This window comes from Verminephrobacter aporrectodeae subsp. tuberculatae (assembly GCF_026127385.1).
Lineage (GTDB): Bacteria > Pseudomonadota > Gammaproteobacteria > Burkholderiales > Burkholderiaceae_C > Acidovorax > Acidovorax aporrectodeae.
Genome location: NZ_QZCX01000002.1, coordinates 629,811 through 642,741 on the forward strand (window position 1 = coordinate 629,811; position 12,931 = coordinate 642,741).

Sequence of the window (12,931 nt, forward strand, 5' to 3'; positions counted from 1 at the left end):
CGCTGCTGCTGTGCTGTTCAGGTACCCGCAAGTTCAGGGCAACCCATCCGGATGCCCGGCGAGCCAGGCTTTCGCGGACTCGGGCGCGGCGTACAGGCCGATGCGGACCTGTTGCACGCGCTGCGCCGGCTGTTTGCCGTGCGTGGCGGCCAGCGCCAGGGCAAAGGCCATGCGGCCGAGTTCGGTTCCGGAGACGTCCACGGTGGCTTTCAGGACGCGGTGGTCGAACAGCTCGTGGGCGAGTTCCGTGGTCATGTCGCTGCCGAACACATGGACCTTGCCGCTGCGGCCGGACTTTTGCACTGCCTTGATCGCGCCGAGCGTGGCGCCGCCGGATTCGCCGAACAGCACGTTGATCTCGGGCTGCGCCAGCAGCATGCCCTGGCCCACGGAGAGGGCCTTGTCGAGAACCGTGGCCTCTTGGTTGGCGACGACCCGGCTGTCGGGCAGCCGGGCCCTCAGCGCTTTTTCAAAACCCTTGCGGCGTTGCACGCAGACTTCGACGAACTCGCAGTTCAACACGCCGACGCGCGGGCTTCGGACGCCCAGCCGGGTCAGCTGTATCGCGGCTTCCGCGCCGAGCATTTCACCGAAGCGCAAGGCGTCGCCGAGCACAAAGGCGGTGACGTATTTGCCCAGGCTGGCTTCGTTGATGCAGGTGTTGTAGCAAACCACCGGGATGCCGGCGCTGGCTGCATGGCGGATGGCTTTCACCGAGCCATCGGCCGAGATCGCCGAGAGAATGATCGCGTCCACCCGGTTCGCAGTGAGGATCTGGATGAAGGAGCTTTCCTTGGCCAGATCGCCGGAGACGTTGATGTCGATCAACCGGATCCTCAGGCCGCTGGCCGCAGCCGCTTTCTCCACGCCGTTGCGCACGCCGGCGTAGAAGCCCTGCGAGTCCAGGTACACGACGCCGAACACCAGGTCTCTTGCCGGCAGCGCCGGGGAGTACGCGCACAGGGCCCAGCCCAGGCCGAGTGTTTGGAATAAACGCTTCATGTTGTGCTCTCTCCTGGTGCTGTGTCAGAGCCGGTAGATGCGCTGCGCATTCGTGCGCAACAGGGCGTCGCGCTCGGATGCGCTGCAGTCTGCGACGATCTGCGCATAGGTCTGCCACAGCGCGCGGTAGCTGCAAAAGAGTTTGTCCACGGGGAAGTTCGACGCGAACATGGCGCGTTCGCAGCCAAAGGCGTCGATCGCCTCCAGGGCGTAGGGGCGCAGGCTCTCCAGGGTCCAGTGGTGGTCGAGCATCGCGAGGCCGCTGATCTTCACGCTGACGTTGGGGCAGGCGGCCAGCGCGCGCAGCCCGTCGCGCCAGAGGCGCCAGCCGGCGGGGCTGCCGCGGTCGCAGAACATGCCGGCGTGGTTGAGGATCAGCGTGGTGTCCGGGTGCGCGCGCGCCAATTGCGCGGCCTCGACCATCTGCGCGGGGTAGATTTGCAGTTCAAAGCCCAGCCCGAAGCGTTGCAGCAGGCCGAAGTTCTTGCGCCACAAGGGCTCGCGCATGTAGTGCCGCCCGACGAAGTCGTACATCGGCGAGGGGTGCACGTTCAGGATCTGGCGCACGCCGCGCAGGTTGCGCAGCGCCAGATGCGCTTCGAGCACCTGCTGCGCGTTCTCTTGCGACAGGTCGGCGCCGGCGACGATGGCCTGCGGCAGGCCGCGGTTTTGTGGCGCATCGGCGAGCGACTGGATCCAGCGGGCCTCCGCCAGCGGGTCGGCCGGGTCATGGTTGGCCTCGACGTGCACGATTTGCTCGACGTGCAGGTCCGCGCCGGCGTCGGCGAGCAGATCGGGCAGCAGGTAGCTTTTTTTGATCGCCGAGGCGTCGCCCAGGAAGTTCCGTGCGCTGTTCTCCATCCAGGGATAGCGGTGCACCTCCAGGTCCAGGAGGTGTACGTGCGGGTCGATGATGTGCATCTGCGGGTGCTCCGGTTGAGGGGGTTACGGTGCCGGCTGTCCGGGGTTTTGCCGGCGTGGGAATGTATGTGTCATTGCAAGTTTACGAACATGCCGCCATCGACCAGCAGGGCGGCGCCGGTCACGTAGCGCGCCATGTCGCTGGCGAGGAACACCACGCAGTCGCCCACGTCGTCCGGCTGGCCCAGGCGGCCCAGCGGAATGCGCTTTTCAAGATGGCTGCGCTGGTCGGCGTCGGACAGGTGCTGCCGGTTCAAGTCCGTGGCGATGGCGCCCGGCAGCACCGAGTTGCAGCGGATGCCGTAGGGTCCGAGCGCGATGGCGCAGCTTTGCATCAGCGAGTGGACGCCGGCCTTGGTCGGCGTGTAGTGCGTTTGCATGGCGTCGCCCACCAGCGCCGAGATCGAGCTGGTGGCGACGATGGCGCCGCCCTGCCCCTGCCGCTGCATCTGCCGGGCCACCGCCTGGGTGACGAAAAAGGCGCCGTTCAGGTTGATGTCCACGGTGTCGCGCAGCAGCTGCGGCGGCAGGTCCAGAAAGCTGTGGAACGGGCAGACGCCGGCGTTGCTCGCCAGCGCGTCCACCCGGCCAAAGCTTTGCACCGCGTACTCCACCAGCGCGCTGGCGTAGTCGGGGTCGGCGACGTTGCCCTCGAGCGCCAGCGCGCGCCGGCCCAGCGTCCGGATTTCCGCCAGCACCTCGCGCGCCGCGTCGCCGCGCTGGCAGCCGGCGTCGCTCTCGTGCCGGTACGCGATCAGCACGTCGGCGCCGTGGCGCGCCGCTTGCACGGCGATGGCCCGGCCGATGCCGCGCGAGCCACCGGTGACGATCAGGGATTTGCCTTTGAGCAGCATGGTGTGGATAGCGCGAAGTCGCTTGCGCTGCGGTTTCAGAAGTTGAACTGGTCGATGTTGCCGGCGTCGAAAGTCGTCGGCGGGCCGAGGATCACCTCGCCCCGCCTGCCCACGGCGTACCGGCCGAGCTTGCCGGCCAAGAAGGTATCGCCGGCTTTGCCCGTGATGTTGCCGCTGACCAGGTGGGCTGCGGCGTAGGTCGCCAGGTAGCCCAGGTCGGACGGGTTCCAGAGCTGGAACGCGGTGACCGTTCCGTTGCGCACGAAGGCGCGCATCTGGTTGGGCGTGCCCAGGCCGGTGAGCACCACCCTGCCCTTGAACGGTGAGCTGGACAGGTAGCGTGCGGCGGCGGAGATTCCCACCGTGGTCGGCGCAATGATTCCCTTCAGCTTGGGGTAGGCCTGGAGCAGACCCTGCGCCTCGACGAAGGACTTTTGGTCGTCGTCGTTGCCGTAGGCCACTTTCACCAGGCGCATGCGCTGGTACCCGGGCTTCCTGAGTTCCTCGCGCATCCACCGGATCCAGGTGTTCTGATTCGTCGCGTTCGGCGTGGCCGAGAGGATTGCGAATTCGCCCTTGCCGCCGATCAGCCTGGCGAGCAGCTGCACCTGGGCGCGGCCAATGCCCTCGCTGTTTGCCTGGTTGATGAACATCGTGCGGCCGTCGGCGGCCACGTCCGAGTCCACCGCGACGACCCGCGTGCCCTGCGCCTGCGCTTTCTTCAGGTACGGCACGAGCGCGTTCGGGTCGTTCGCCGCGAGGATGATCGCGTTCTGTTTCTGCGTCACCAGCGTATTCACGTAGCCGACCTGCGAGGACGCACCCGCGTCGGACGGGCCGACCATCTGGCTGTTCGCCTTGATCTCCCGGGCCGCCGTTTCGACTCCGCTGCCGGCGATGGCGTTGTAGGGGTTGTTGATCTGCTTGGGCAGGAAGGCAATCTTCAGCCCTTGCTTCAGGTCTTGGGCCTGGCTGGCCAGTGTTGCCGTGGCGGCGAACGCGAGGACGGCGATTCGGCGTGTCAGCAGTGGGTGGGATGTCATTCTTGGGTCCGTGTTCAAGTCAGGTTGCAGGTTGCGGGAAAGAGGAATTCACGGGTGTGCGGCGCGGCGCTGGCGTGTGAGCCGGTACGCGCGCCAGCGGGCCGCCAGCTTGGGCAGCAGCATCGAGGACAGCAGCAACAGCCCGGTGGCGGTGGTGAGGGTTTCGTTCTCATTTCACCGCGCGCCGGTGGAGTCGGAGGAAAAAGGCCGATGCAGCCTGCACTGCGGATTGAGCCGCACGCCAAAGCCCGGCCGGTCCAGCGCCGAAGCCTGTATGCGCCCGTTGACCGGAACGGGTTCGTCGAGCAACTGCGGATGGAACATCGGCACGATCTCATCCGCCCCGGGGGACATGTTGAGGAATTCGGCGAACGGGCTGTTGTGCCGCGTGATGACGAAGTGGTAGCTGTAGACCGACGAGCCGTGCGGCACGACCAGCTTGCCGTGCGCGTCGGCGAGCGCGGAGATCTTCAGCAGCTCGGTGATCCCGCCGCACCAGCCCACGTCGGGTTGCAGGATGTCGCAGCATTCCATTTCGAGCAGCATGCGAAATCCCCAGCGCGTGGCCTCGTGCTCTCCGGTGGCCACCAGCATGCCGCGCGGCACGTTGCGCCGCAGTTCGGCGTAGCCCCAGTAGTCGTCGGGCGGCAGCGCTTCTTCGATCCACTTGAGGCCGAATTCCTCGTGCGCTGTTTTGGCCAGGCGGGTCGCGTATTCCAGGTCGAGACTCATCCAGCAGTCGTACATGAGCCAGAAGTCCTTGCCGCATTTTTGGCGCATGTCGGCCAGCAGTTGCAGGTTCTTGCGCAGCCCTTCCTCGCGCTCGGCGGGGCCGTGGTGCAGCGGCAGCTTGCCGCCGATAAAGCCTTGCTGCTGCGCGAAATCGGGCCGCGCGCCGGTCATGTAGAAGCTCAGCTCGTCGCGCACCGGCCCGCCCAGCAGCGCGTGCACCGGCTCCTGGCGCACCTTCGCGAGCAGGTCCCACAGCGCCAGGTCCACGCCCGAGATGGCGTTGAGCACGATGCCCTTGCGGCCGTAGTGCAGCGTCGCGTGGAACATCTGGTCCCAGATTTTTTCGATGTCCGTGACCCTCTGGCCCCGGACGAAGCGCGCCAGGTGGTTTTCCACGATCCAGCAGCCCAGGTCGCCGCCGGTGGTCAGCGCAAAGCCCACCGTGCCGTCGCTGGCCTCGAGTTCCACGACCAGCGTGCCGAGCACGTCCAGGCCAAAGCTTTTCCGGCTCTTGCGGTACTCGGGGTAGCGCGCCATCGGCGTGCTGATGTGCTCGTCGATCCAGTGCCCTGCCTCCTGGTCGTGGTAGTCGGCCCCGCCGCCGCGCAGCGTGAGGGCGCGGATGTGCGCGATGGTGGGCATGGGCATGGGCGGGCGCTCCTGCGCAGGAGATGGGGATGGGGGAATGGGGGAGGGGGGATGGACCGCGTCCCGCAGGAGCGCGCCGTCGTCCGCCGTCCGCCGTCAATACGTGGCGCGCCCGCCCGACAGGTCGAAGACGGCGCCCGTGCTGAAGGCGCAGTCCGCGGTGCACAGCCAGACGATCATGGCCGCGGCTTCTTCGACCTGGAGGAAGCGGCCCAGCGGAATTTTCGACAGCATGAAGTCGATGTGCTCCTGCTTCATCGAGTCGAAGATCGGCGTCCTCGCGGCGGCCGGCGTCACCGCATTCACCAGCACCCCGGTCTTGGCCAGTTCCTTGCCCAGCGATTTGGTCAGGCCGATCAGCCCGGCCTTGGACGCGCTGTAGTGCGAAGCGTTGGGGTTGCCCTCCTTGCCCGCAATCGAGGCAATGTTCACGATGCGGCCGTAGCCCTGCGCCAGCATGCCGGGGATGACGGCACGGCAGCTGAGGTAGCTGCCGATGAGGTTGACCTCGATCACCTGCCGCCAGACCTTGGGCTCCAGTTCCCAGGTGAGCCCGTTGCCGCCGGTGATTCCGGCGCTGTTCACCAGGGCGTGCACGCTGCCGTGCGCGCGCAGCGTGGCCGCGATGGCGGCGTTCACCGAGGACTCGTCCGTGAGCTCGACCCCGACGGCGCTGACCGGGCCGCGGGCCGCCAATTGTTCGCGTGCGACGGCCAGTTGGTCCTGGTTCACGTCCCACAGGGACACGGCGGCGCCGGAATCGAGCAGCCTCTGCGCGACGGCGTAGCCTATGCCCTGGGCGCCGCCGGTCACGATGGCGTGCCGCCCGGCCATGTCGAGTTGATTCATTCCCGTGTCTCCTGTGGGTGCTTCTTTGCCTGGTTGCTGACTTTTTATGCAGTTGCGAATAGTAAGATTTGCGGCGATAAGCTTCCAATCAAATAATTGAGCGCATTGATTCCCATGCGCTATCGATCATGCAAGCCCGCGCGAATCCCGCCGATCCCTGTTCCCAGAATACCGCCAGCGCAGCGGCCGGGGTCGCGCCGGGCGATGGCCTGGGGCTGTCCCGGCGGCTCGTCAACCGGCTGCGGCTGAAACACTGGGTGCTGCTGGGCGTTCTGGGCGAGGCCTCGACCCTGCGCCATGCGGCAGCGCGCATCCACATGACGCAGCCGGGCGCCACCAAGATGCTCGCCGACATCGAACACGCCTTTGGCTTCGCACTGTTCGAGCGCCACGCGCGCGGGCTGCGGGTCACGGCGCTCGGGCGCGAGGTGCTGGCCTACGCGCGGCAGGCGCAGGCCGCGCTGGAGCGGTTTCTGGAAGACCTGGAGACCAAGCGCCACGGCGGCCATGGGCATCTGGTGTTTGGCGCCATCATGGGCGCCGCGCCCGACCTGGTGGCGCGCGCGGTGGCGGACCTCAAACGCGAACGGCCGCTGCTCAACGTGCGCATCCTGGGGGAGACCAGCGACCAGATCTGCGGCCTGCTGGAGCGCCATGAAATCGAACTCGCCGTGGGCCGCCTGCCCGGTCCGCTGGAGCACAACAAGTTCGACTTTGCGGCCCTGTCGGACGAGCCCCTGTGCGCGGTGGTGCGGCGCCGGCACGCCTTGCTGCGCCGGCGCCAGCCGCTCGGCTGGCCCGAGCTGGTGCGCTGGCCCTGGGTGCTGCAACTGATCAGCTCGCCGGCGCGCGTCCTGCTGGAGGAGGAGTTTGCGCGTGCGCGCGTCGGCGCGCCGCAGAACATGATCGAGTGCACTTCCATCTTTGCCACCTTGCAGCTGGTGCAGTCCAGCGACGCGATTGCCATGCTGCCCGAATCGGTTGTGCGCGATCACGTCAGGGCCCGCTTGCTGCAAGTGCTGCCGATCGAGATCGGGCGCGACCTCAGGGCCTTTGGCTTGCTCACGCGCAAGAACGAAACGCTTTCCGAATTTGCCACCCTGTTCGTGGACCACCTCAGGCGCTACGCGGGGGACTGCGCGCAGCGGTAGCCCATCCCTGCGTGCACTTCGCTACTCTCTGATCTGCCGCCCCGAACCACCTCAACATCACCACAAAAACACCTGAAAGTCACCTGCAGCGACCGCCCGGGTACCGCCCCTGGTGCAGATGCCCGATGGGCAGCGGTCATTGCATCACCTCCCACGGATTGATGATCGTCACGCCTGTGAGCTTGAAATCAGCGACGTTGCGAGTAACCACCGCCATGCCATGCACAAGGGCCGTTGCCGCGATGAGTGCATCGCGCTCGTCGCGCTTGTCCGGTACATGCAGCCGGGCGCAGCGTTGCGCCACGGCGGTATCGACAGGCAGCGTGCGACCGGAGAACTCGGGCAATACGTGCTGCTCCAGCCATGAGCGCAGCATGGCCCCTTGTGTGGCGTCCTTACGCTCAATCGACAGAACGCCAAGCTCCAGTTCCATGATGGTGATGGCCGAAACAAAGAGGTCAGCGGCGTCCACGCTTTCCGTCCATGTCGTCACGTTTGCATCGGCCTTACCAAGCCGCACCTTGCGCAGTTCGGACACCACGTTGGTATCGAGAACAAACATCATGAGAAATCAACCGGCCGGGGTTCGATGCTCACACGCGGCGGCTCAAACTCGATGTCGGCAATACCCGGCATCGCCAGCGCATCGGCAATGTTGCGCCGTTGCTTTGTGAGCCGTTGATAGTCGTCAAAGCTCAAAAGCACATGGGCAGGTTTGCCCCGGGCTGTGATGAACACCGGTCCATTGTTTGCGGCCCGTTTTGCCTCGCTTGTCCCCTGGTTGAACTCGCGGCTTGATAAGGTGGTAATGGTCATGATGGCACCCCATATGCTTGAATAATGTAGATACGTTACTACAATGAGCAAACAAGCGCAAGCGTTAGCCTTGTCCAACGTGGTATGAGTCTGAAGGAGCCCCGTATTTCCAACGAGGTATGAGTCTGAAGGGGCGGTTTCAGGCCCCGAGCAAGGGTGGGTTGATCATCAGGAAATGGTGCTCAACATGGACGAGACGCGGCTCACGACGATCGCGCAAATTGAACAGTTTTTGCTCGCCAGCGCGGTGGTGCATTTCACCCCCAGCCAGGACGATGAGGAGCGCTACGTGCACATCAGCCGGGTGCTCAAACGCTTTGACTATTCCTGCGCCCCGGCAAGGCCGACGAAGCCGGTCTGCTTGCGTCGGCTCATTACCGGGTGGGCAACTACAAAAATGTAGTGCCATACACGCCGGGGAATCGATCTAAGTTGTTGATTTTATTGGGGTTGAAAGAGGCAAGTGACAAACTTGGGCTGGGGGTCGAGGTCCGGGGTGGGCTCGTCGAGCAGCAGCAGGCGCGGGTCGTTGACCAGGGCGCGCGCCAAGCTCAGGCGCCGCCGCATTCCGCCCGACAGCGCGGCGGGCCGGGGGCCGTACGTCAGGGCCGCGAATTCGAGCCCGTTGGCTTGGCTCATGCGCAGGAATGAAACACTGTCGTAGCGGTAGCCCACTACTCCCTGATCTGCCGCCCCGTGAGCTTGAGGAACAGGTCCTCGAGGTTCGCCGGGCGGTGCAGCGTGCGCAGGTGGCCGTGGGCGGCGAGCGCTTGCAGCAGCGGCTGCGCGTTCTGCGTGTAGAAGAACACCGTCTCGCCGCTGGTTTCCACGCGCGCGGCGAGCGCGCGCAGCGCGGCGTCCTCGGCCAGCGCCGCGGCGCCGACGCCGAATACCTCCACCACGTCGGGCTCCAGGTGCTCGGCGATCAGCGCGCGCGGGCGGCCCTCGGCGATCTTGCGCCCGTGGTCGAGCACCAGCAGGCGCGAGCACAGGCGCTCGGCCTCGTCCATGAAATGGGTCGTCAGCAGGATCGACTTGCCCTGCTGCAATAGCTGCTGCAGGCGCTCCCACATGAGGTGGCGGGCCTGGGGGTCGAGGCCCGTGGTGGGCTCGTCGAGCAGCAGCAGGCGTGGGTCGTTGACGAGGGCGCGCGCCAGGCTCAGGCGCCGCCGCATTCCGCCCGACAGCGTGGCGGGCCGGACGTCGGCCTTGTGCGTCAGGGCCGCGAATTCGAGCAGGCGCGCGACGCGCTCGTCCATCACCGGACCCCTGAGGCCGAAGTAGCGGCCGAACACGCGCAGGTTCTCGGCGCAGCTGAAGTCGGGGTCGAGCGTGTCGAACTGGGCGACCACGCCGAGCTGCGCCCTGATCGCCAGCGCGTCGTGGGGCATGCGCAGCGGCGCGTCTGCCGGTTGCGGTTGGAAATGCACGCTGCCGCCGTCGGGCGCTGCATGGCCCAGGCAGATGCGCAAGGTGGTGGTCTTGCCCGCGCCGTTCGGGCCGATGACGCCCAGGCATTCGCCGGGGGCGATGGCAAAGGAGACGTCGTCCACCGCCGTGGCCGTGCCATAGCGCTTGCGCAGGTGCAATGCTTCAAAGAGTGCGGTCATGCCCGGATTGTGTGCTCTGTCCGGCCCGCGCGGGCGCCCTTCGGCAAAAGACCGCACGCAGGCTCCTATGATTCGCCGGGGCCGCGGCTTGCGGCGCTGCAAAGGGAGCTTGTGATGGATTTGGGGATTGCCGGCAAATGGGCGCTGGTGTGCGGCGCGAGCAAGGGGCTGGGCTACGGCTGCGCGCACGCGCTGGTGCGCGAGGGCGTGCACGTGGTGGTGAATGCGCGCAGCGCCCGGGCACTGGACGCGGCGGCGAGCCGTTTGGCGGCTGAGGCGGTCGAGGCGGCCAAGGCCGCGGGCCGGGGCGGCGCCCCAGCGCGCGTGCTGAGCGTCGCCGCGGACATCACCAGCGCCGCAGGGCGCGCTGCGGCGCTCTCCGTGGCTGGCGGCCCGGGGCGGGACTTCGACATCGTGGTCACGAACGCCGGCGGTCCGCCCACGGGGGATTTTCGCGAATGGGACCGCGCCGCCTGGATTGCGGCGCTGGACGCGAACATGCTCAGCCCCATCGAGCTCATCGGGGCCACGCTCGACGGCATGGCGGCGCGCGGTTTTGGCCGCATCGTGAACATCACCTCCAGCGCGGTGAAGGCGCCCATCGACGTTCTGGGCCTGTCCAACGGCGCGCGCAGCGGCCTCACGGGCTTTGTCGCGGGCGTCGCGCGCAGCCCGATCGCCGCCCGGGGCGTGACCATCAACAACCTGCTGCCCGGAAGGTTCGACACCGACCGGCTGGTCGCGACCGTGCACGCCGTCGCGGCCAAGTCGGGCAAGAGCGTGGACGCGGTGCGCCAGGCGCAGCAGGCGCTGATTCCTGCGGGGCGCTACGGCCGGGCCGATGAGTTCGGCGCGATTTGCGCGTTTCTGTGCAGCGTGCACGCGGGCTACGTCACGGGCCAGAACCTGCTGGCCGATGGCGGCGCGTACCCCGGCGTTTTCTGACGCGGCGGCCGCTGTGCGATGATTCCGCGCGGCCCGCATTCCGAACCGCATTCCAGCGCAACAGGAGCCCGTTTCCATGAGCCTCGCCGTCCAGATCCGCCAGCACGGCGGCCCCGAAGAGCTTGCCCTCGTTGACCTGCCCGTGGGCGCGCCCGGCCCGGGCGAGGTGCTCATCCGCCACCACGCGATCGGCCTGAATTTCATCGACGTGTACCACCGCACGGGCCTGTACCCGCTGAGCCTGCCCGCGGGAATCGGCATGGAGGCGGCGGGCGTGGTGCAGGCCGTGGGCGCGGGCGTCACGCACCTCGCGCCGGGCGACCGCGCCGTGTACGCCAGCATGCCCCCGGGCAGCTACTGCGAAATGCGCGTGCTGCCTGCGCAGTGCGTGTGCCGGCTGCCCGACGCGATCGGCTTCGACACCGGCGCGGCGATGATGCTCAAGGGCCTGACGGCGCAGTATCTGCTCAAGAAGACCCGGCCCGTCGAAGGGCTGCAAGCCGGTGACCATGTGCTGTTCCACGCCGCTGCGGGCGGCGTCGGGCTGATCGCCTGCCAGTGGGCCAAGGCGCTGGGCCTGCAACTCATCGGCACGGCGGGCAGCGACGCCAAATGTCGGCTCGCGCTGGACAACGGCGCGGCGCACGCCATCAACTACTGCCGCGAAGACTTCGCTGCCCGGGTGCGCGAGATCACCGGCGGCAAGGGCGTGAAGGTGGTGTACGACTCGGTGGGCAAGGACACCTGGGAGAAGTCGCTCGAATGCCTGCGCCCGCTGGGCCTGATGGCGAGTTTTGGCAATGCCTCGGGCCCGGTGGCGCCGTTTGCGCCGGGCCTGTTGGGCGCCAAGGGCTCGCTCTACGTCACGCGCCAGACGCTGTTCACGCACATTGCCACGCGCGCGAGCGTGCAGGCCATGGCCGAGGATCTGTTCGCCGTGGTGGCCAGCGGCCAGGTCAGGGTCCACATCGACCAGCGCTACCCGCTCGCCGAGGTGCAGCAGGCGCACCGTGACCTTGAGGCGCGCAAGACCACGGGCAGCACCATCCTCACGCCGTGAGCGCGCCCGACGACCCGTCGTTCGGGCGCTGGCTCGCCGCCGCGCGGCGCATGGCGCAGCGCCCCGCGCCCCGGCCGCGCGAGGCCTTTGTGCTCGCGGGGCAGGTGGTGGGCTCGGTGGCCCCGGGGTTTTTGCAGCAAATCGACTTGGCGCGCCTGGCCGAACAGGGCGGCAGGCTGCGGCAGCATTCCGGGGCCTGGCATCTGGAGGCGGCGCCCGAGGCGCGCACCGCGGCGCTCAATGCCCTGGCCGTGGCGCTGCGCGACGCGCAGCTGTGCGGCCCGTGGCGCAACGAGCAATTGGCCGTGTGCAACCCGCAGGGGGAGCGGCTGGCCACGGTGGAGCGCGGCGCCGTGCGCGTGCTGGGTGTGGGAACGTGCGCCGTGCACCTCGTGGGTCTGGCGTCCGATGGCCGCATGTGGGTGCAGCAGCGCGCGCGGGACAAGCCCAACGACCCGGGGCTGTGGGACACGCTGATGGGCGGCATGGTCGGCGCCGCGGACACGCTGGCGCAGGCGCTGGCGCGCGAGACCTGGGAAGAGGCGGGCTTGCGCGTCGCCGATCTGGTCGGCGTGGCGCACGGCGGCCACGTGCTGCTCGAGCGCCCGAGCAGCGACGGCGGCGGCGCGGGCTACATGGTCGAGCGCATCGACTGGTTCCGCGCCCGGCTGCCCGACGGCATGCTGCCCTGCAACCAGGACGGCGAGGTGCAGCGCTTCGAGCTGCTGCCGCCGAGCACCCTGCGCGCGTGGCTCGTGCAGGGGCTGTTCACGCTGGAAGCCAGCCTGGTGATCGCGGGGTTTCTCGGGCTGTGAGCGTGGCGCGCGGGGTCAGCGCCCGCGCCGCACCCGCAGCAACTCGTCCAGGATGAGGCAGGCAACGCCCAGGGTGATCGCCGCGTCGGCGAGGTTGAACGAAGGGAAATACCAGCCCGCATGGTGGAACTGCAGGAAATCGACCACATGGCCGTGATGGTCGGCGCCGCGGACACGCAGGCGCGCGAGACCTGGGAAGAGGCGGGCTTGCGCGTCGCCGATCTGATCGGCGTGGCGCACGGCGGCCACGTGCTGCTCGAGCACCCGAGCAGCGGCGGCGGTGACGGCGGCGCGGGCTATATGGTCGAGCGCATCGACTGGTTCCGCGCCCGGCTGCCCGACGGCATGCTGCCCTGCAACCAGGACGGCGAGGTGCAGCGCTTCGAGCTGCTGCCGCCGAGCACCCTGCGCGCGTGGCTCGTGCAGGGGCTGTTCACGCTGGAAGCCGGCTTGGTGATCGCGGGGTTTCTCGGGCTGTGAGCGTG

The 12,931-nt window shown here is 67.8% G+C and carries 15 protein-coding genes and 3 pseudogenes; 6 read left to right on the forward strand and 12 right to left on the reverse strand.

The window, feature by feature from the left end; all coding sequences use genetic code 11:
• Window positions 1-33 precede the first annotated feature (33 nt).
• The 6 genes from D5041_RS10810 to D5041_RS10835 form a co-directional block, all read right to left on the reverse strand.
• Window positions 34-1,002, reverse strand: a complete 969-nt coding sequence (locus D5041_RS10810; protein WP_265284706.1) for a substrate-binding domain-containing protein — start codon at window positions 1,000-1,002, stop codon at window positions 34-36.
• A 24-nt stretch (window positions 1,003-1,026) separates the two neighbouring features.
• Window positions 1,027-1,923: an amidohydrolase family protein gene (locus D5041_RS10815; RefSeq protein ID WP_265284707.1), complete on the reverse strand. Its 897-nt coding sequence runs from the start codon at window positions 1,921-1,923 to the stop codon at window positions 1,027-1,029.
• Between the two features lie 71 nt (window positions 1,924-1,994).
• Window positions 1,995-2,777, reverse strand: coding sequence for an L-rhamnose 1-dehydrogenase Lra1 (gene lra1, locus D5041_RS10820; protein ID WP_265284708.1), 783 nt, complete (start codon window positions 2,775-2,777; stop codon window positions 1,995-1,997).
• Between the two features lie 35 nt (window positions 2,778-2,812).
• Window positions 2,813-3,820, reverse strand: a complete 1,008-nt coding sequence (gene rhaS / locus D5041_RS10825; protein WP_265284709.1) for a rhamnose ABC transporter substrate-binding protein — start codon at window positions 3,818-3,820, stop codon at window positions 2,813-2,815.
• 174 nt (window positions 3,821-3,994) lie between these two features.
• Window positions 3,995-5,200 (reverse strand): L-rhamnonate dehydratase, encoded by a 1,206-nt coding sequence (gene rhmD, locus D5041_RS10830; RefSeq protein WP_265284710.1) that lies wholly within the window; start codon window positions 5,198-5,200, stop codon window positions 3,995-3,997.
• Between the two features lie 96 nt (window positions 5,201-5,296).
• Window positions 5,297-6,049, reverse strand: a complete 753-nt coding sequence (locus D5041_RS10835; RefSeq protein ID WP_265284711.1) for an SDR family NAD(P)-dependent oxidoreductase — start codon at window positions 6,047-6,049, stop codon at window positions 5,297-5,299.
• A gap of 128 nt (window positions 6,050-6,177) precedes the next feature.
• Between D5041_RS10835 and D5041_RS10840 the strand changes: the two genes are divergently transcribed.
• Window positions 6,178-7,200, forward strand: coding sequence for a LysR substrate-binding domain-containing protein (locus tag D5041_RS10840; protein ID WP_265284712.1), 1,023 nt, complete (start codon window positions 6,178-6,180; stop codon window positions 7,198-7,200).
• 136 nt (window positions 7,201-7,336) lie between these two features.
• On the opposite strand, the gene D5041_RS10845 is transcribed toward D5041_RS10840, so the two are convergent.
• A complete protein-coding gene (locus D5041_RS10845) occupies window positions 7,337-7,765 on the reverse strand; it encodes a type II toxin-antitoxin system VapC family toxin (protein ID WP_265281477.1) in 429 nt (142 codons plus the stop codon).
• Window positions 7,762-8,016 (reverse strand): type II toxin-antitoxin system Phd/YefM family antitoxin, encoded by a 255-nt coding sequence (locus D5041_RS10850; protein WP_010110235.1) that lies wholly within the window; start codon window positions 8,014-8,016, stop codon window positions 7,762-7,764. The genes D5041_RS10845 and D5041_RS10850 overlap by 4 nt, the downstream gene beginning before the upstream one ends.
• 175 nt (window positions 8,017-8,191) lie before the next feature.
• On the opposite strand from D5041_RS10850, the gene D5041_RS10855 reads away from it, so the two are divergent.
• Complete coding sequence (locus tag D5041_RS10855) at window positions 8,192-8,419, forward strand: hypothetical protein (protein ID WP_265281475.1); 228 nt, start codon at window positions 8,192-8,194, stop codon at window positions 8,417-8,419.
• A 68-nt stretch (window positions 8,420-8,487) separates the two neighbouring features.
• Here D5041_RS10855 and D5041_RS10860 read toward each other — a convergent pair.
• The 3 genes and pseudogenes from D5041_RS10860 to D5041_RS22285 form a co-directional block, all read right to left on the reverse strand.
• Window positions 8,488-8,637, reverse strand: a pseudogene (locus D5041_RS10860) (ATP-binding cassette domain-containing protein); the annotation flags it as partial.
• A 53-nt stretch (window positions 8,638-8,690) separates the two neighbouring features.
• Window positions 8,691-9,026, reverse strand: coding sequence for an ATP-binding cassette domain-containing protein (locus D5041_RS22280; RefSeq protein WP_498063234.1), 336 nt, complete (start codon window positions 9,024-9,026; stop codon window positions 8,691-8,693).
• A gap of 15 nt (window positions 9,027-9,041) precedes the next feature.
• A pseudogene (locus D5041_RS22285) lies at window positions 9,042-9,572 on the reverse strand (ATP-binding cassette domain-containing protein); the annotation flags it as partial.
• Between the two features lie 168 nt (window positions 9,573-9,740).
• Between D5041_RS22285 and D5041_RS10870 the strand changes: the two are divergent.
• From D5041_RS10870 to D5041_RS10880, 3 genes are all read left to right on the forward strand, one after another.
• Complete coding sequence (locus tag D5041_RS10870; protein WP_265284714.1) at window positions 9,741-10,571, forward strand: SDR family oxidoreductase; 831 nt, start codon at window positions 9,741-9,743, stop codon at window positions 10,569-10,571.
• Between the two features lie 76 nt (window positions 10,572-10,647).
• The gene (locus D5041_RS10875; protein WP_265281472.1) at window positions 10,648-11,631 is read left to right on the forward strand and encodes a quinone oxidoreductase family protein; all 984 of its coding nucleotides are present in this window, start codon (window positions 10,648-10,650) and stop codon (window positions 11,629-11,631) included.
• Window positions 11,628-12,446, forward strand: a complete 819-nt coding sequence (locus D5041_RS10880; RefSeq protein ID WP_265281471.1) for an NUDIX hydrolase — start codon at window positions 11,628-11,630, stop codon at window positions 12,444-12,446. Before D5041_RS10875 ends, D5041_RS10880 begins: the two co-directional genes overlap by 4 nt.
• Before the next feature lie 15 nt (window positions 12,447-12,461).
• Here the strand turns inward: D5041_RS10880 and D5041_RS10885 are convergent.
• Window positions 12,462-12,602: pseudogene (locus tag D5041_RS10885) on the reverse strand (signal peptidase II); the annotation flags it as partial.
• Here D5041_RS10885 and D5041_RS10890 point away from each other — a divergent pair.
• Window positions 12,594-12,926 (forward strand): NUDIX hydrolase, encoded by a 333-nt coding sequence (locus tag D5041_RS10890; RefSeq protein ID WP_265310940.1) that lies wholly within the window; start codon window positions 12,594-12,596, stop codon window positions 12,924-12,926. The pseudogene D5041_RS10885 and the gene D5041_RS10890 overlap by 9 nt on opposite strands.
• Window positions 12,927-12,931 lie beyond the last annotated feature (5 nt).